Origin of the sequence: Pseudoalteromonas sp. SCSIO 43088 (assembly GCF_023650795.1) — a bacterium.
Classification (GTDB): Bacteria; Pseudomonadota; Gammaproteobacteria; order Enterobacterales; family Alteromonadaceae; genus Pseudoalteromonas; species Pseudoalteromonas shioyasakiensis.
Genome location: NZ_CP072675.1, coordinates 177,457 through 192,988, shown reverse-complemented (window position 1 = coordinate 192,988; position 15,532 = coordinate 177,457). Strand labels below are relative to the sequence as shown.

Below are 15,532 nucleotides of genomic sequence, written 5' to 3'. Positions count from 1 at the left end.
CCCACTGCACTAATCATGTTATAAAACGGGCTCTTTTTCATTTCCGTTCCAGGGTTATTATGAAGTTTAAACCATTACTTTTAAGTCTTGCTATGGCCGGTGCTTGCTCTCAAGCAACTGCAGATGCAATCAGCCAGCACACTTACGCAAACTTAGATGACGTAACAACCACTCACCTACTACTAGATTTAGATGTTGATTTTGATGACAAACAACTAGAAGGTTTTGTTGAGCACACGCTAGATTGGCATAACGCAACAAGCAAAACACTGGTACTTGATACACGCGATTTAGATATCGACAAAGTAATGTATCAAGATCAAAATGGCAGCTGGCACAAAGCTGACTTCACCCTTGCTGCACGTGATGACGTGAAGGGCTCAAAATTAACAATTAAATTTAAAAGCCAAGCGGTTAAAGCACGTATTTACTACAACAGCCGCCCAGAAGCTTCAGGTTTACAGTGGTTAACGCCAGAGCAAACAGCCAGTAAATCACACCCATTTATGTACAGCCAATCACAAGCAATTCATGCTCGTAGTTGGATCCCAGTACAAGATACGCCAGCAATGCGCGTAACCTACTCGGCACGTATTCACACTCCTAAAGACATTCGTGCGGTAATGAGTGCTGATAACAAAGATGCACTTTATAAGGACGGCGATTATCTCTTTAATATGCCACAACCAATTTCGCCATACTTAATCGCAATTGGTGCTGGTAATTTAGAATTTAAAGCTATGTCTAAGCAAACGGGTATCTTTGCTGAGCCAACAATTTTAGATGCATCAGTTGCTGAGTTTAACGACACGCAAGCGATGATCGATAAAACTAACGCGATGTACGGCGAATACGCATGGGGTCGTTATGACTTATTAATGCTACCGCCAAGCTTCCCATTTGGTGGCATGGAAAACCCACGTTTATCATTCATCACACCAACGGTTGTTGCTGGCGATAAAAGCTTAGTAAACCTAATTGCTCACGAGCTTGCTCACTCTTGGTCTGGTAACTTAGTGACTAATGCGACTTGGGAAGATTTATGGCTAAATGAAGGTTTCACGTCTTACGTTGAAAACCGCATTATGGAAGAAGTGTTTGGTCGTGACCGTGCAGTTATGGAACAAGCGCTTGATGCAGCCGGCTTACGTGCATTACTTAAAACTCTACCAGCACCAGATACGCGTCTTAATTTAAAACTTAATGGCCGCGATCCTGATGATGCATTTAGCTCAGTGCCTTACACTAAAGGTCAGCTTTTCTTAATCTATCTAGAAAACAAATTTGGCCGTGATAAGTTTGACCCATTCGTAAAGGGTTACTTTGACCAATTTGCGTTTAAGTCTCTTACAACAGCGCAATTTGTTACTTACTTAAAAGCTAACTTGATCGACAAATACCCAGGCGTTGTGAGCATGGATAAAGTTAATGAGTGGATCTTTGAGCCTGGTTTACCAAGCGATGCTCCTAACCCAACGTCTGATGCCTTCGATAAAGTTGATGCTGTAACCAAAACATGGTTAAACGGTGAGATCAGTGCAGCCCAGTTACCAACAGCGGATTGGTCAGTTCACGAGTGGCTACACTTTTTGAATAACCTACCTCGCGATTTAAGCATCGAAAAAATGACTGAACTTGATAATCAATTCAACCTAACACAGTCAACTAATGCAGAGCGTGCTTTCGCATGGTTTATGCTAGCGGTAGGTAATGGTTATCAACCAATTTACCCTGCGCTTGATGAACACCTATCAGGCATCGGTCGTCGTAAATTAATTGTGCCACTCTATAAAGCACTTATTAAAAACGGTAAAAAAGACTGGGCGCATGATGTGTACTTAAAAGCACGTCCGGGTTACCACCCACTTGCACAAGGTACTGTTGACGACTTATTTGCAAAGTAAGTCATCAAACACAAAAAAGGCGCTGCAATCAGCGTCTTTTTTAATTATTTTATTAGTTACTTACTTTTTGTAAGAACGCACGGCGCTCTTCAGGGCTTGCTTGTTGCCACCAAAACTCAAGCATCGCAGCCGCACTTGGCGTATTTTTCAAACCCGCTTGTCCGCCGGGTACTTTTGCAGGCAATGTGACAGGGACTGCTGTCACAGGCTTGTTGCTTGTACTTGTAGCAGCAACTGGGGCACTGGCTACAGCTTGTACAGGCGCGCTAGCTGCACGATAGCTCACTATCGATAGCGGCACAGCAAGTTCACTGCCCTTGGCTTTTAAGCTCACTTGCGGTGATTCAGCAAACACTTCTGCCGCAACAGCATTACTGGCACGATTAAACACTAGGTCATAGTCTTTGCCACTCTCTACCGTAAGCTCAACCCAAAATGGCTCTGACTCAACAACTTGATGGTCATCATAACCTTGCTCGTAAAGATCGGTATATTTCATCTTCACTTGGTAAGTACCAGGGGCAAGCTCAACATCGTCAACACGACTGAAAAACGACTGTTCAATTAGGCGCTCTCCAACTTGTAAGGGTACAAACTCTTCGGGAAAGTGAATAGTCTCAGCTACACTGCTGAAACTATTAAATAGCATTAACGCACTACTCAGTAATACTAACTTACGCATGTTCACTCCTTGGTTGTTCAACTTGCGGCAGTTTCAGTTTGACACTGCAAATAAAGTTTGTCATTAGTGGACGGTCATTTAACCACATTTATAAGAGAGCTAAGTATGAGCCAAGAGACTATTTTTACAAAGATTATTAACCGAGAGATCCCAGCTGATATTGTTTATGAGGACGATCTATCTCTAGCTTTTAAAGATATTAACCCACAAGCCCCTTTTCATGTGCTGATCATCCCAAAAACGCCAATAGCGACGATTAATGATGTTACGGAAGAAAACGCCGCTTTAGTCGGTCACTTATATGTAGTTGCTGCAAAACTCGCTAAACAATTTGGCTTTAGTGAAGACGGATTTCGCGTCGTAATGAACTGTAATGACCACGGCGGACAAACTGTGTACCATATACACCTACACATGTTAGCAGGTAAAGAAATGGGCTGGCCTCCATATCAGGACAAGAAAAAAACAGCAATCTAATACTTTAACATGTAAACAAATGTAAAAAGTAGCACAAACATATTATTTTTGGCTATAATAAATATATATCAGTTAGTTAACATATTGCGATTAGTTAACTAACTGTAATTTTTGACACAAAACAGACACAAACTGTACTTTTCCTGCACAACTCTCAGAAATTTCTAATACGAAAGGGGTGGATTGCGTGATAGGATTTAACTGTCAACTTTATTCAAGAGTGTATATATATGAGTAGTTCAGCCTTTTTATTATTAGATCCAGAGCCAATTAACACTATTGGCATTAACGTATTAGAGCCATTGTTAAAAACACAAGGACTAGCAGTGACATCTGGTACTGATATCTCTGAAGTACCAGAAGGAACACGCTTGTTATTTATTGAAACGTCAAGCACAGATCCGTGGGGCAAGTTAAAAGAGCAGCTAGTTAATTTACGATTAAAATGCGATATCGTGCTGTTTAACCTAGATGAAAACCCTGAACTTGCAAACCGTGCTCTATTAAGTGGTATTCGTGGTGTGTTTTACACAACAGATAATGCTGATGTGTTAATGAAAGGCATTCGTTTATTACTTGAAGATCAACTATGGTATCGCCGCGACATCATGTGTAATGCACTAAATCGTATGTTGCAGTTCAATAAAGACGCACTCCACAAATTGACAGATGGTGACATCGAACCGGTTAAACTTACTAAACGTGAAAAAGCAATTATCTCACTAATGAGTAAAGGTTCGAAAAATAAAGAAATTGCTGAAGACTTAAGCATCAGCCCACATACAGTTAAAACTCACTTATATAGTGCATTTAGAAAAACTAAATGTCGTAACCGTATCGAGCTATTGTCTTGGGCACAGCAGAATATTCCAGACGAAATTCTCTAAACTAAACATCCTACAAGTTAAAACAGACGCAGCCGCGTCTGTTTTTGTTTCTGGTTGCTAAACACTGTAATTGACTTTATGCTCAAACTGATTGCAAAACACCGGAAATACAATGCTCGACTCAGCCACTTTATATTACGCCAGTGCTGCCATGATGGCAGTGATGACTCTTCTTAATTACCTTACATGGCGAACCAATAATAATACTCCGGGCACCTTACTCTATATTTTCTACCCTCTAGTGATGTTTGCATCGGTAATGAGTTTTGCATTGCATGGTCATATCAATAATATTGCCAGTGTTGCTATCGCAAACACCCTACTCTTTAGTGCTTCCATTATTCATGTACTTGCGATTTGCCAATTTTTAAATGCCAAATGCGTTGGCTTTAAAACCTTTGTTGCGATAACGGTGGCGCTCGCGATTACCATGATTTACCTTGCCACTGATAGCGCAGAGTTACGTAGTCGAATTTTGGTTTCTGATCTTCAGCATATAGTTGAAGCCTTGTTTTTACTGGCATTATTTATTCGAAATGGCCGTAAAAGTTACCCTAATGGCAGTATTGTCTACATTTTAATTCTCAGCATTATTCTGGCTATATTTACAGGCCGAACCTTAATGATGGGAGATGTCACAACGGCAAGCTTATTGTCAGCGGATTGGTTTAGTATCACTTTATTTATTAATGGTGTTATTGCGCCGATGTTTTATGCAACTGGTATGGCACTATTATGTAATGAACGCCGCGAACAAAACCTCAATCAGTTAGCTGAAAAAGCTCATAAAGACTTAGAAATTCGTGGTTTATTCCTATCAACTATCAGCCATGAAATACGTACGCCGTTAAATGGCATTTTGGGTAGTGCACAGCTAATCATGAACCAGTCGAGTGACCCACGTGACAAACCTTATTGTGAAGCAATAATTAACTCAGCTGAGTCGCTAAACTTACTGGTCGATAAAGTACTCGATTACGCTAGCCTTGATCAGCGTGATGAAGCGCTCTACGAAGAAGATGTCGAGTTTAAAACCTGGCTCAATAACCTGTGCCTTTTACTCAGCCCTTTAGCAGAGCAAAAACATTTAAAGTTTGAACTTATATACAACTTGCCCGATCAAGCATGTTATTACTGCGACCAACAAAAACTCAGACAAGTTATTATTAACTTAGTAGGTAATGCGATTAAATTTACCGACCAAGGTGCAGTCAAAATCCAAGTAAAACTGCTCAATGAAGGGCAATTAGATCACCTTGTTCGCATTAGTGTTATTGACTCAGGACCTGGTATTGAAGATGAAGAAATTGCATACCTAACAGAACCTTATGTTCAAAGCAGCGCAGGTAAAGAAAAAGGTGGTACAGGCCTTGGCTTAGCAATCACCAGCCGCTTACTGGAAAAGTTAGGCAGCAAGCTCAATATTGAGAGTGAACTTAATAAAGGCAGTACTTTCAGCTTTGATATTCCACTTGCCATTGGCGAGCTTAGTCTTGTTGAGCAGCGCCACCAATCAAAAGATTATGTTACTGGCCTAGACGTGTTATTAGTTGAAGACCTCGACTTAAACCAAAAAATTGCCATTGAATTTATGGCCGATGACGAGCACAAGATTAAGCTTGCAAAAGATGGTACTAGTGCCATTGAACTAATGCAAAAACATCACTTTGATGTGGTATTACTCGATATGAATTTGCCTGATTTAACAGGCCAAGAAGTGCTGAAAAAGCTAAAAAATATCGACCATTTAAACCAGCGAACCCCGGTGTTAGCGTTCACCGCGAGTCTTAGCCCTGATGAAATAAAAGAATACTTAGCACTTGGCATCAAAGACATTGTTGGCAAACCAATTAAGCAACAAAAACTACGCCAAGCACTTAGTGATTCACAAAGTAATCAAGCAGCAAGCATTGCTGTTGAGCTGCGCGATACACTCTATGATGAAACAGCCGCAGCGACTCTTGTCAGCTCATTCAGTGAAGATGAAGTGTCATCGATTTACAACGAGTTTGTATTGTCAGCCAGAAACAAACTGATCCGCTGCCAACAGCTCGTCGAGGATGATAAAGAGCAGTGCATCAAGCTACTGCACCGCCAAGCCAGCACGGCTTTACAACTAGGCTTTAACCGCTATGGTTTAGAGCTTAAGAAAATCGAGCGTAAACTGCTCGACAACAAGCCTTTAAAGGAATCACTAACCGACGCATTAGTCCTATGGCAAGAAAGCCTACAAGCCTACTTAAAGCATGTTAGAAGTGAGTTAGCATAGGAGCTCCTAGCTCCTAGCGAGACTAATCCCTAATTATCCTCAAGCAAGCGACATTTGTCATATGCGTAGAAATTCTCCCTCTCCCATGCCTGAAAGCTCCGAACTCCCCTAATAAACTTGATCCAAATCAACTATTAAATCGCCTTATTTAGCATCAGGAAAATAGCTTGATCTGGATCATATCAGCCGCCCTCAAGCCAGCCTATGATTAACTCATAGACATTAGGAGGCACAACCATGAACGTATTCTTCAGAGATTTTTTTAGCGACCCAGTTTTATTTATGTCATTCGGCATTTTGGCAGTTGTTATCGTTTTATGCCTTTTCTATGTTGGTTTCTTTATTAAGAAAATACACGACGCAGAAGTTCCTAAGTAAGAATTAAGCACGACGCACAAAGCCCCTATCCAATTTATTGTTTAGGGGCTTTTTATTTGCAGCTAGCTAAAATCTTGTAGCGGTTCTCAAAAAGCAAAAACTTGCTACAATAGGCGCTTATTTTGTTTCGAAAGTGTCAGCTATGTTACCTGAGTTTAAGCCTGCGTGGTGGATGCGCAATCGCCATTTACAAACCATAATGCCGCGCTTTTTTCGCCCTTTTCATAATACCCGCTACGACTTATCGACAATCGATACTCCAGATGGCGACTTTTTAGAACTGGCTTGGGCAACACCTCATAACGAGCAAGCACCCCTCGCTATTGTATTGCATGGTTTAGAAGGCAATATAAACAGCTTTTATGCTAAAGGCATGATGAAAAAGCTTAAACAACAAGGCTTTGCTGTTGTATTAATGCATTTTCGAAACTGCTCGCGCGAAGTTAACCGTTTAGCACGTGCTTATCACAGCGGCGAAACAGAAGACCTGCGCTTTTTCATCAACCACCTGAAGAGCAAGTTTCCAAAACGCCCGTTATTTGCCGTGGGCTTTTCGTTAGGTGGTAATGTACTGGCAAAGTATTTAGGTGAGCAAGGTACTAAATCAAACTTAACTGGCGCAGCCGTTGTGTCTGCACCGTTTGATTTATCTTCATCTTGCGAAGTTATTCGTAAAAGCTTAGGTAAGATTTATCAAAAGTATTTGCTCGACCGTATGAAAAAGTCGATGCAAAGAAAGCTACCACAAATCGAACAGCAAATTAGCCTAACGCCAGAAAAGCTCATGGCGATTGATGACTTATGGCAATTCGATAATATGCTCACGGCACCATTGCATGGCTTTGCCAGTGCTGAAGATTACTATCAGCAAGCGAGTGCAAAACCATTTTTAAAAAGCATTGCAACACCTACGCTGATTGTGCACGCCAAAGATGACCCGATGTTATCAATAAAAGCCGTGCCAGATAGCTTAGATGTGAGTGAACATGTTACGCTGCGCATCTCAGAACAAGGGGGCCATGTCGGATTTATTAGCGGTAAAAACCCTTTTAAGCCCGAATATTGGCTTGAACGAATTGTTCCTGAGTATTTTCAACAATTAGTTAAAAAAGAGCAGTTATGATCATTCCCCACGAACGCCTCGATAAAGAGACTCTGTATAATTTAATCGAAAGTTATGTTTTACGTGAAGGCACTGATTACGGCGAACAAGAATTTAGCATTGAAAGCAAAGTAGCGCAGGTTCATCAACAGCTTAAAAATGGTGAAGCCATGGTGTTTTTTTCTGAGTTACATGAGTCAGTTACGATTATATCCAAAGCTGAATTCATTGCTCTACAAGCTGACCCAGAGTACCAAGCGTCGTTCAACGACTAAACTTGTAAGTTACACTGTAACCCTTCACAATGGCTTTTTAACTTAAAGAGCCATTAAAAAATGAAAAAACTAAGCTCACTGGTTGCCGCAGTTTCTTTGGCCTTAATTGGTCAAGCAAATGCAGATCAGGTTACTGCATCAGATAAAGCCATTAAACTGGCAAAAGACACTATTTTAATCGATACCCATATCGATGTGCCTTACCGTATTCATAACAAGTGGGCTGACGTAACCAAAGCTACAAGCGACGGTGACTTTGATTATCCGCGTGCTGTGCAAGGTGGTTTGAACGCTCCTTTCATGTCAATTTACATTCCTGCAAACCTAGAATTTGAAGGCAAAGGTAAAAGCTATCAATTAGCAAATCAGCTAATCGACTCTATGGAAGCGATTGTGCAACGCTCACCAAGTAAATTCGCTATTGCTGACTCAACTGCCGATATTAAAGAGCAGTTTAAACAAGGTAAAATGTCGATTGCTATGGGCATGGAAAACGGCTCACCTATCGAAGGCGACATTAAAAACCTTAAGCACTTTTATGAGCGTGGCGTACGTTACATCACGCTAGCTCACTCGCAGAGTAACCACATTTCTGATTCATCTTATGATATTCGTCGTAAGTGGAAAGGCCTGAGCCCATTCGGTAAAGAGCTGGTAAAAGAAATGAACAACATAGGTATGCTGGTTGATGTATCACATATTTCTGATGATGCGTTTTACCAAGTTATGGAAATCTCGAAAGTACCCGTGATTGCTTCACACTCGTCACTGCGTAAATACACTCCAGGCTTTGAGCGTAATATGAATGACGACATGCTGTTAGCTCTTAAAAAGAATGGTGGTGTTATTCAAATTAACTTCGGTTCAAGCTTTGTTACAGCAAAAGCAGGCTCTTGGTACGATCAACTTAAATCAGCAAAGGCTGAAAAGAAAAAAGACGGTACTAAGCTAAGCAAAGATTTTGATGCTGCTTATCGCGCTAAAAACCCGTTTCCATTTGCAAGCTTAGAACAAGTACTTGATCACATTGACCATGTAGTTGAGCTAATTGGCATCGATTATGTGGGTATTGGCTCAGATTACGATGGTGTAGGCGACTCTCTACCTACTGGCTTAAAAGATGTATCTAGCTATCCTAACCTTGTGCAAGGTCTAATGGACCGTGGTTATAGTGATAAAGACATCAAAAAGATTTTAAGTGGCAATATGCTACGTGTATGGCAACAAGCTGAAGCATACGCAAAAGCCCATTAATCGACACAAACTCTATTTAAAAGCGCAGCTAACTAGCTGTGCTTTTTATTTTTATCATCATAAGTATTTGATAATACAAATAGCTTGTTTTAATCTGCTGATATTACAAAGCAACTTGGATGATGTGATATGTCAACTTGGCAAGGGAATACTGCGCTGGCATTTGCAAGCATTGCACTTGGCTTATCAATTTATAGCTATACAAAAGTAAACTCGACTGACAAGCCTGTAGTTATTCAGCAAGCAAAACCTAACTTAAAAAAGTTAACCATTCCAGAGCAAGACAGAGAAAATCTAGTTGCCTTACATGGCTATATTTTAGATCTCGAAACACGCATTCACGAGCTTGAAAATCAAGCGCCAACAATTGATCCTGAGCGACTTGCCTCATTAGTTAAACAAGCAATGGAACAGCAAGAAAAAGAGCGACGAGTCGAAATTGAGAAAAGAAATCCAGCGCTTGGCTGGCTAAGTAATTTACCTGATGACTACCGCGAACGCATCAAAGCAGACCCACAATATGCCGACAGCTCAATAAATGAAGCTCTTGCCACCTTACTCAATTTGAGTAAGTCCGAAAATGAGCGCTTAGCAGCTTACGGGCAACTAAAAATGACCCTAGGCATGCTCAGACGCGACTTGGACGACAGCCAAGCAAATGCAGTAATCGATGCCATGATAAGCATTAGCGAATACACTAATGATCCTAAAATTCGTGTCAGTACATTAGAGAATTTATCTCGCCAAAATAACGTATCGCCTAAGCTCGCTGAGCACTTTCAAAAACTGTTACAAACTGACGATAATGATTATGTTCGCAATATTTCTGCCACAGCCCTCATTGGCCAATTTTTCCGTGCAACAAGAGACGGCAACAATAGTTATGCCAGTGATTTAGCAGAACGAATTACCACTCTTGAAAATAGCAGTAATGCAAAAGTTGCCGAAATCATGGCTGAAAACCTAAAAGGCCCACGGTTAAGAGAAGAAATAGATAAAGCGCTGGGGAAATGATTGAAGGTGCTAGGTGCTAGGTGCTAGGACAAACTAAATCCCGTTTAACCTATAGCAACTATGATTTTTGTTTTCTTACACTGAAATGAAAGCCCCTTCTCGATCTAATCTGACGTCTGACAGCTGAAAGCTTCCAGCTATTTTTAAAAACAAAAAGCCCCAGCAGATGCCGGGGCTTTTTAGTAAGGAAACTTAATTAAAAATTAAGCTTTCTTTGGACGCTCAACAACGTCTACTAAAGTCCAAGACTTAGTCTTAGAAATAGGAGCACACTCAGAAATAGTAACTACGTCACCAGTTTGAGCTGTGTTGTTTTCGTCATGTACGTGTAGTTTAGTCGTACGTTTGATGAATTTTCCATATACTGGATGCTTCACGTAACGTGCGATAGCAACAGTGAAAGATTTATCCATCTTGTCGCTGATTACACGGCCTTGAAGAGTACGGATTTTATCGCTCATTATTGACCTGCCTTCTGGTTAATAACTGTTTTTACACGCGCGATATCGCGACGTACTGTTCTTAGCGTGTGTGTCTGAGCTAACTGACCAGTGCTTGCTTGCATGCGCAGGTTGAACTGCTCACGAAGAAGTCCTAGAAGTTCAGCATTTAGCTCTTCTACGCTTTTGTCTTTTAGTTCGCTAGCTTTCATTACATCACCGTCCGAGTTACGAAAGTTGTTGTGAATGGTAATTTACGCGCTGCAAGGTTAAATGCTTCACGAGCAAGCTCTTCAGAAACACCTTCCATTTCGTAAAGTACTTTACCAGGTTGAATTTCAGCAACCCAATATTCAACAGAACCTTTACCTTTACCCATACGAACTTCTAATGGTTTGTTCGTAATTGGCTTATCTGGGAATACACGAATCCAGATTTTACCTTGACGCTTTACGTGACGTGTCATAGCACGACGAGCTGCTTCGATTTGACGAGCAGTCATACGGCCACGGCCAGTAGCTTTCAAACCGAAAGTACCGAAGCTTACTTTGTTACCGTTTTGCGCTAAACCGCGGTTGCGGCCTTTGTGCATTTTACGGAATTTTGTACGTTTTGGCTGTAACATTACTCGCTACCTCTACTTAGCACTTTTTTTGGCTTTCTTTGGCGCGCGTTTAGCTGGCTTCTCTTGCTCTTGTACTAGTGGTAAACCACCAATAACTTCGCCTTTGAAGATCCAAACTTTAACACCAATGATACCATAAGTGGTTAAGGCTTCAGAAGTTGCGTAGTCGATATCAGCACGAAGAGTATGTAGAGGTACACGACCTTCACGATACCATTCTGAACGTGCGATCTCAGCACCGCCAAGACGACCGCTAACTTCAACTTTGATACCCTTTGCACCAATGCGCATTGCATTTTGTACCGAACGCTTCATAGCGCGACGGAACATAACACGACGCTCTAGCTGTGACGCAATACCGTCAGCTACTAGTTGTGCATCAAGTTCAGGCTTACGAACTTCAGCGATATTAATCTGAGCCGGAACACCTGCAATCTTAGTTACTGCTTGACGTAGTTTTTCAACGTCTTCGCCTTTTTTACCGATAACAACACCAGGACGAGCTGTGTGAATTGTTACACGGATAGATTTAGCTGGACGCTCGATAACGATTTTAGACACAGAAGCCGCTTTTAATTCCTTAGTAAGGAAAGTACGTACTTTGTGATCGCCAAAAAGCTGATCAGAGAAATCTTTTGAATTCGCGTACCAGGTAGAAACCCAAGGTTTAGAGATACCTAGGCGAATACCAGTAGGATGAACTTTTTGTCCCATTACTTATACTCCTAGCTATCTGAAACCACAACAGTGATGTGGCTTGTACGCTTAAGGATGCGGTCTGCGCGTCCTTTAGCACGTGGCATAATACGCTTCATTGTTGGACCATCGTCCACAAAGATCGTAGTTACACGAAGCTCATCAATGTCAGCACCTTCGTTATGCTCTGCGTTAGCAATAGCAGACTCAAGTACTTTTTTAACTAATACAGCCGCTTTTTTAGGGCTGTACGCCAGGATTTCTAGAGCGCGATCAACCGGAAGTCCGCGGATCTGATCTGCAACTAGACGTGCTTTTTGCGCCGAACCAGAGGCGAATTTATGTTTAGCTAATGCTTGCATTTATCATTCCCCTCTTAACGTTTCTTCGCTTTCTTATCCGCAGCGTGACCGCGGTAAGTACGAGTTGGTGCAAATTCACCTAGTTTGTGACCGATCATTTCGTCTGTGATGAACACAGGAACGTGCTGACGACCATTATGGACAGCGATGGTCAATCCGATCATGTTAGGTATGATCATTGAACGACGGCTCCAAGTTTTAATTGGCTTCTTGTCACCGCTTTCCAACGCTTTCTCTACCTTCTTCAGCAAGTGTAGGTCAATAAAAGGACCTTTCTTGAGAGAACGTGGCATGGCTATTCCTCAACTATTATTTAGTACGACGACGTACGATAAACTTATCAGTACGCTTGTTCTTACGTGTCTTAGCACCTTTAGTCGGCTTACCCCATGGAGACACAGGATGACGACCACCAGATGTACGACCTTCACCACCACCGTGCGGGTGATCTACCGGGTTCATGGCAACACCACGAACTGTCGGACGGATACCACGCCAGCGATTTGCACCAGCTTTACCTAGTGAACGAAGCATATGCTCAGCATTGCCTACTTCACCAAGTGTTGCGCGACAGTCAGCTGGAACTTTACGAACTTCGCCAGAACGAAGACGTAGAGTTACGTATTGACCTTCACGAGCAAGGATTTGAACGTATGCACCAGCAGAACGTGCGATTTGCGCGCCTTTACCTGGTTTTAATTCTACGTTGTGAACAGTCGAACCTACAGGCATGTTACGCATTGGTAACGTGTTACCAGCTTTGATTGGTGCATCAATACCAGATTGGATTGAATCACCAGCTTTTAAGCCTTTAGGTGCAATAATGTAACGACGCTCACCGTCTGCATATAATACAAGAGCGATGTTTGCGCTACGGTTTGGATCATACTCTAGACGCTCAACAACAGCTGGAATGCCATCTTTAGTGCGTTTAAAGTCGATTACACGGTAATGATGCTTATGACCACCACCGATGTGACGAACCGTGATACGACCTTTGTTATTACGACCACCAGACTTAGAGTTTTTCTCTAGTAGTGGTGCGTAAGGTTTACCCTTATGTAGATCTGGGTTAACCACTTTAACCAGGTGACGACGACCCGCAGAAGTTGGTTTACACTTTTGAAGTGCCATAATTCTAACTCCCCTTATTACTCGGCGCCGCCGACAAAGTCTAGCTCGCTACCTTCTTTAAGAGTAACGTAAGCTTTCTTCCAGTCTGAACGACGACCGAAACGCATGCCAGTACGTTTTGTTTTACCCTTAACGTTTAGTGTGCGAACACCAGTTACTTCTACTTCAAAAAGCTTTTCTGCTGCAGCTTTGATTTCAGCTTTAGTTGCATCAGAAGCTACTTTGAAAACAATCGTGTTGTTCTCTTCAGCAGCGATAGTGCTTTTTTCAGAGATGTGTGGAGCAAGGATCACTTTTAAAAGACGTTCTTCACGGATCATGCTAGCGCCTCCTCAAGTTGCTTAACAGCAGCAGCTGTAATAAGTACCTTATCGAAAGCGATTAGGCTTACAGGATCGATACCAGCTACATCACGCGTGTCAACCTTGTATAGGTTACGTGCCGATAAGAAAAGATTCTCATCTACTTCTTCAGTCACGATTAGAACATCTTTAAGCTCAAGTTCTTTAAGCTTAGAAACTAGTTCTTTAGTTTTTGGTGCTTCAAGACCAAACTGTTCAACAACGATTAAACGCTCTTGACGAACTAATTCAGATAAGATGCTTTTGATCGCACCGCGGTACATTTTACGGTTTACTTTTTGGCTGTGATCTTGTGGTTTAGCTGCGAAGCTAACGCCACCTGAACGCCAAATTGGGCTACGAATTGTACCAGCACGTGCACGGCCAGTACCTTTTTGAGACCATGGTTTTTTACCACCACCGCTTACTTCAGAACGTGTCTTCTGAGCACGAGTACCTTGACGAGCACCTGCTGCGTAAGCAACAACTACTTGGTGTACTAATGCTTCGTTAAACTCACGTCCAAAAGTAGCTTCAGAAACTTCAAGAGCGCCAGAAGCGTCTTTAATTGCTAATTCCATCACTAAATCTCCAGGACTTATGCTTTAACAGCTGGTTTAACGATAACGTCACCGCCGATAGCGCCAGGTACTGCACCTTTAACTAAAAGCAGGTTACGCTCAGCGTCAACGCGAACTAGTTCTAAGTTTTGAGTCGTTACACGCTCAGCACCCATGTGACCGGCCATTTTCTTACCTTTAAACACCTTACCAGGTGATTGGTTTTGACCGATTGAACCAGGAGCACGGTGAGATAGAGAGTTACCGTGAGTAGCGTCTTGCATGCTGAAGTTCCAGCGCTTAACACCACCTTGGAAACCTTTACCTTTAGAAGTACCGGTTACGTCAACTTTGTTGATTTCGTTGAATAATTCAACAGTAAGCTCAGCGCCTACTTCAAAATCGCCTTCACCACCATTTAGGCGGAATTCCCACAGACCGCGACCCGCTTCAACACCAGCTTTAGCGAAGTGACCCGCTGCAGCTTTGTTTACACGGCTTGCTTTTTTAGTGCCTGCGGTTACTTGAAGCGCGTTATAACCGTCAGTTGCTTCAGATTTGATCTGAGCAATGCGGTTAGGTGTCGCTTCGATAACTGTCACAGGGATAGATACACCATCTTCAGTGAAGATACGTGTCATACCCACTTTACGACCGACTAGACCTAATGCCATTTTCCTAAAACCTCTCTAATCTTCCGATTAACCCAGGCTGATTTGAACATCAACACCAGCAGCAAGATCTAAACGCATTAGAGCGTCAACAGTCTTGTCAGTTGGTTCTACGATGTCGATCAGACGTTTATGGGTGCGGATTTCGTACTGATCACGCGCGTCTTTGTTAACGTGCGGTGAAGTTAGTACAGTAAAACGTTCAAAGCGTGTAGGTAGTGGGATTGGACCACGTACTTGTGCGCCAGTGCGTTTCGCAGTTTCCACGATTTCCGCCGTTGATTGGTCAATCAAACGGTGGTCAAAAGCTTTTAGGCGAATACGAATGCGTTGATTTGACATTCTTAAACCTCAATATAAAGAGCATTTAAAAAGAGCATAAAAAAACGACCGAAACAATCTTAATAACTAAGATGTCGGCTGCTTTCTTATATCTACGATGAATTCCAAATCGGAATTCC

General features: G+C 42.1%; 21 protein-coding genes. 9 read left to right on the top strand and 12 right to left on the bottom strand.

Annotated features, from left to right (window positions below):
• Positions 1-59 precede the first annotated feature (59 nt).
• Positions 60-1,904 carry a M1 family metallopeptidase gene (locus J8Z28_RS00945; RefSeq protein WP_062564699.1) on the top strand — a complete coding sequence of 615 codons (1,845 nt, stop codon included), beginning with the start codon at positions 60-62 and terminating at the stop codon, positions 1,902-1,904.
• A gap of 52 nt (positions 1,905-1,956) precedes the next feature.
• Here the strand turns inward: J8Z28_RS00945 and J8Z28_RS00940 are convergent, their stop codons facing one another.
• On the bottom strand, positions 1,957-2,586 hold the full coding sequence (locus J8Z28_RS00940) for a DUF2057 domain-containing protein (RefSeq protein WP_062564698.1): 630 nt from the start codon (positions 2,584-2,586) through the stop codon (positions 1,957-1,959).
• Between the two features lie 105 nt (positions 2,587-2,691).
• Between J8Z28_RS00940 and J8Z28_RS00935 the strand changes: the two genes are divergently transcribed.
• From J8Z28_RS00935 to J8Z28_RS00900, 8 genes are all read left to right on the top strand, one after another.
• Positions 2,692-3,063, top strand: a complete 372-nt coding sequence (locus J8Z28_RS00935; RefSeq protein WP_062564697.1) for a histidine triad nucleotide-binding protein — start codon at positions 2,692-2,694, stop codon at positions 3,061-3,063.
• A gap of 230 nt (positions 3,064-3,293) precedes the next feature.
• Positions 3,294-3,950, top strand: coding sequence for a helix-turn-helix transcriptional regulator (locus J8Z28_RS00930; protein ID WP_250659709.1), 657 nt, complete (start codon positions 3,294-3,296; stop codon positions 3,948-3,950).
• A gap of 112 nt (positions 3,951-4,062) precedes the next feature.
• Complete coding sequence (locus tag J8Z28_RS00925; protein ID WP_058583721.1) at positions 4,063-6,219, top strand: ATP-binding protein; 2,157 nt, start codon at positions 4,063-4,065, stop codon at positions 6,217-6,219.
• 237 nt (positions 6,220-6,456) lie between these two features.
• Entirely contained in the window at positions 6,457-6,597 is a 141-nt protein-coding gene (locus tag J8Z28_RS00920; RefSeq protein WP_119852677.1) for a DUF3149 domain-containing protein, read from the top strand.
• A gap of 142 nt (positions 6,598-6,739) precedes the next feature.
• Entirely contained in the window at positions 6,740-7,720 is a 981-nt protein-coding gene (locus J8Z28_RS00915; RefSeq protein WP_250659708.1) for a hydrolase, read from the top strand.
• Entirely contained in the window at positions 7,717-7,974 is a 258-nt protein-coding gene (locus J8Z28_RS00910) for a YheU family protein (RefSeq protein ID WP_054554495.1), read from the top strand. Before J8Z28_RS00915 ends, J8Z28_RS00910 begins: the two co-directional genes overlap by 4 nt.
• 60 nt (positions 7,975-8,034) lie before the next feature.
• Positions 8,035-9,228, top strand: coding sequence for a dipeptidase (locus J8Z28_RS00905; protein ID WP_250659707.1), 1,194 nt, complete (start codon positions 8,035-8,037; stop codon positions 9,226-9,228).
• A gap of 129 nt (positions 9,229-9,357) precedes the next feature.
• Complete coding sequence (locus J8Z28_RS00900; RefSeq protein ID WP_062564693.1) at positions 9,358-10,242, top strand: hypothetical protein; 885 nt, start codon at positions 9,358-9,360, stop codon at positions 10,240-10,242.
• Between the two features lie 203 nt (positions 10,243-10,445).
• On the opposite strand, the gene rpsQ is transcribed toward J8Z28_RS00900, so the two are convergent.
• The 11 genes from rpsQ to rpsJ are packed head-to-tail and all read right to left on the bottom strand — an operon-like array spanning position 10,446 to position 15,413.
• On the bottom strand, positions 10,446-10,703 hold the full coding sequence (rpsQ, locus tag J8Z28_RS00895; RefSeq protein ID WP_054552372.1) for a 30S ribosomal protein S17: 258 nt from the start codon (positions 10,701-10,703) through the stop codon (positions 10,446-10,448).
• Positions 10,703-10,894 carry a 50S ribosomal protein L29 gene (rpmC, locus tag J8Z28_RS00890; RefSeq protein WP_054552371.1) on the bottom strand — a complete coding sequence of 64 codons (192 nt, stop codon included), beginning with the start codon at positions 10,892-10,894 and terminating at the stop codon, positions 10,703-10,705. The genes rpsQ and rpmC overlap by 1 nt, the downstream gene beginning before the upstream one ends.
• On the bottom strand, positions 10,894-11,307 hold the full coding sequence (gene rplP, locus J8Z28_RS00885) for a 50S ribosomal protein L16 (RefSeq protein ID WP_036974208.1): 414 nt from the start codon (positions 11,305-11,307) through the stop codon (positions 10,894-10,896). The genes rpmC and rplP overlap by 1 nt, the downstream gene beginning before the upstream one ends.
• 12 nt (positions 11,308-11,319) lie before the next feature.
• Entirely contained in the window at positions 11,320-12,021 is a 702-nt protein-coding gene (gene rpsC, locus J8Z28_RS00880) for a 30S ribosomal protein S3 (RefSeq protein WP_054552370.1), read from the bottom strand.
• A gap of 11 nt (positions 12,022-12,032) precedes the next feature.
• Positions 12,033-12,365, bottom strand: a complete 333-nt coding sequence (gene rplV, locus J8Z28_RS00875; protein WP_004588690.1) for a 50S ribosomal protein L22 — start codon at positions 12,363-12,365, stop codon at positions 12,033-12,035.
• Between the two features lie 14 nt (positions 12,366-12,379).
• Positions 12,380-12,658, bottom strand: coding sequence for a 30S ribosomal protein S19 (rpsS, locus tag J8Z28_RS00870; protein WP_010376377.1), 279 nt, complete (start codon positions 12,656-12,658; stop codon positions 12,380-12,382).
• 16 nt (positions 12,659-12,674) lie between these two features.
• Complete coding sequence (gene rplB, locus J8Z28_RS00865; RefSeq protein ID WP_054552369.1) at positions 12,675-13,499, bottom strand: 50S ribosomal protein L2; 825 nt, start codon at positions 13,497-13,499, stop codon at positions 12,675-12,677.
• Between the two features lie 17 nt (positions 13,500-13,516).
• Positions 13,517-13,819 (bottom strand): 50S ribosomal protein L23, encoded by a 303-nt coding sequence (gene rplW / locus J8Z28_RS00860; RefSeq protein ID WP_054552368.1) that lies wholly within the window; start codon positions 13,817-13,819, stop codon positions 13,517-13,519.
• Complete coding sequence (gene rplD / locus J8Z28_RS00855) at positions 13,816-14,421, bottom strand: 50S ribosomal protein L4 (RefSeq protein WP_054552367.1); 606 nt, start codon at positions 14,419-14,421, stop codon at positions 13,816-13,818. The genes rplW and rplD overlap by 4 nt, the downstream gene beginning before the upstream one ends.
• A 17-nt stretch (positions 14,422-14,438) precedes the next feature.
• The gene (rplC, locus tag J8Z28_RS00850) at positions 14,439-15,074 is read right to left on the bottom strand and encodes a 50S ribosomal protein L3 (RefSeq protein WP_036974218.1); all 636 of its coding nucleotides are present in this window, start codon (positions 15,072-15,074) and stop codon (positions 14,439-14,441) included.
• Positions 15,075-15,101: 27 nt separating this feature from the next.
• Positions 15,102-15,413 (bottom strand): 30S ribosomal protein S10, encoded by a 312-nt coding sequence (rpsJ, locus tag J8Z28_RS00845; protein ID WP_002957900.1) that lies wholly within the window; start codon positions 15,411-15,413, stop codon positions 15,102-15,104.
• Positions 15,414-15,532 lie beyond the last annotated feature (119 nt).

Excerpts from the sequence above, each read along its gene's own strand:
- J8Z28_RS00945 (WP_062564699.1), top strand. The coding sequence starts at position 60 with ATGAAGTTTAAACCATTACTTTTAAGTCTTGCTATGGCCGGTGCTTGC.
- J8Z28_RS00940 (WP_062564698.1), bottom strand. The coding sequence starts at position 2,586 with ATGCGTAAGTTAGTATTACTGAGTAGTGCGTTAATGCTATTTAATAGT.
- J8Z28_RS00935 (WP_062564697.1), top strand. The coding sequence starts at position 2,692 with ATGAGCCAAGAGACTATTTTTACAAAGATTATTAACCGAGAGATCCCA.
- J8Z28_RS00930 (WP_250659709.1), top strand. The coding sequence starts at position 3,294 with ATGAGTAGTTCAGCCTTTTTATTATTAGATCCAGAGCCAATTAACACT.
- J8Z28_RS00925 (WP_058583721.1), top strand. The coding sequence starts at position 4,063 with ATGCTCGACTCAGCCACTTTATATTACGCCAGTGCTGCCATGATGGCA.
- J8Z28_RS00920 (WP_119852677.1), top strand. The coding sequence starts at position 6,457 with ATGAACGTATTCTTCAGAGATTTTTTTAGCGACCCAGTTTTATTTATG.
- J8Z28_RS00915 (WP_250659708.1), top strand. The coding sequence starts at position 6,740 with ATGTTACCTGAGTTTAAGCCTGCGTGGTGGATGCGCAATCGCCATTTA.
- J8Z28_RS00910 (WP_054554495.1), top strand. The coding sequence starts at position 7,717 with ATGATCATTCCCCACGAACGCCTCGATAAAGAGACTCTGTATAATTTA.
- J8Z28_RS00905 (WP_250659707.1), top strand. The coding sequence starts at position 8,035 with ATGAAAAAACTAAGCTCACTGGTTGCCGCAGTTTCTTTGGCCTTAATT.
- J8Z28_RS00900 (WP_062564693.1), top strand. The coding sequence starts at position 9,358 with ATGTCAACTTGGCAAGGGAATACTGCGCTGGCATTTGCAAGCATTGCA.
- rpsQ (WP_054552372.1), bottom strand. The coding sequence starts at position 10,703 with ATGAGCGATAAAATCCGTACTCTTCAAGGCCGTGTAATCAGCGACAAG.
- rpmC (WP_054552371.1), bottom strand. The coding sequence starts at position 10,894 with ATGAAAGCTAGCGAACTAAAAGACAAAAGCGTAGAAGAGCTAAATGCT.
- rplP (WP_036974208.1), bottom strand. The coding sequence starts at position 11,307 with ATGTTACAGCCAAAACGTACAAAATTCCGTAAAATGCACAAAGGCCGC.
- rpsC (WP_054552370.1), bottom strand. The coding sequence starts at position 12,021 with ATGGGACAAAAAGTTCATCCTACTGGTATTCGCCTAGGTATCTCTAAA.
- rplV (WP_004588690.1), bottom strand. The coding sequence starts at position 12,365 with ATGCAAGCATTAGCTAAACATAAATTCGCCTCTGGTTCGGCGCAAAAA.
- rpsS (WP_010376377.1), bottom strand. The coding sequence starts at position 12,658 with ATGCCACGTTCTCTCAAGAAAGGTCCTTTTATTGACCTACACTTGCTG.
- rplB (WP_054552369.1), bottom strand. The coding sequence starts at position 13,499 with ATGGCACTTCAAAAGTGTAAACCAACTTCTGCGGGTCGTCGTCACCTG.
- rplW (WP_054552368.1), bottom strand. The coding sequence starts at position 13,819 with ATGATCCGTGAAGAACGTCTTTTAAAAGTGATCCTTGCTCCACACATC.
- rplD (WP_054552367.1), bottom strand. The coding sequence starts at position 14,421 with ATGGAATTAGCAATTAAAGACGCTTCTGGCGCTCTTGAAGTTTCTGAA.
- rplC (WP_036974218.1), bottom strand. The coding sequence starts at position 15,074 with ATGGCATTAGGTCTAGTCGGTCGTAAAGTGGGTATGACACGTATCTTC.
- rpsJ (WP_002957900.1), bottom strand. The coding sequence starts at position 15,413 with ATGTCAAATCAACGCATTCGTATTCGCCTAAAAGCTTTTGACCACCGT.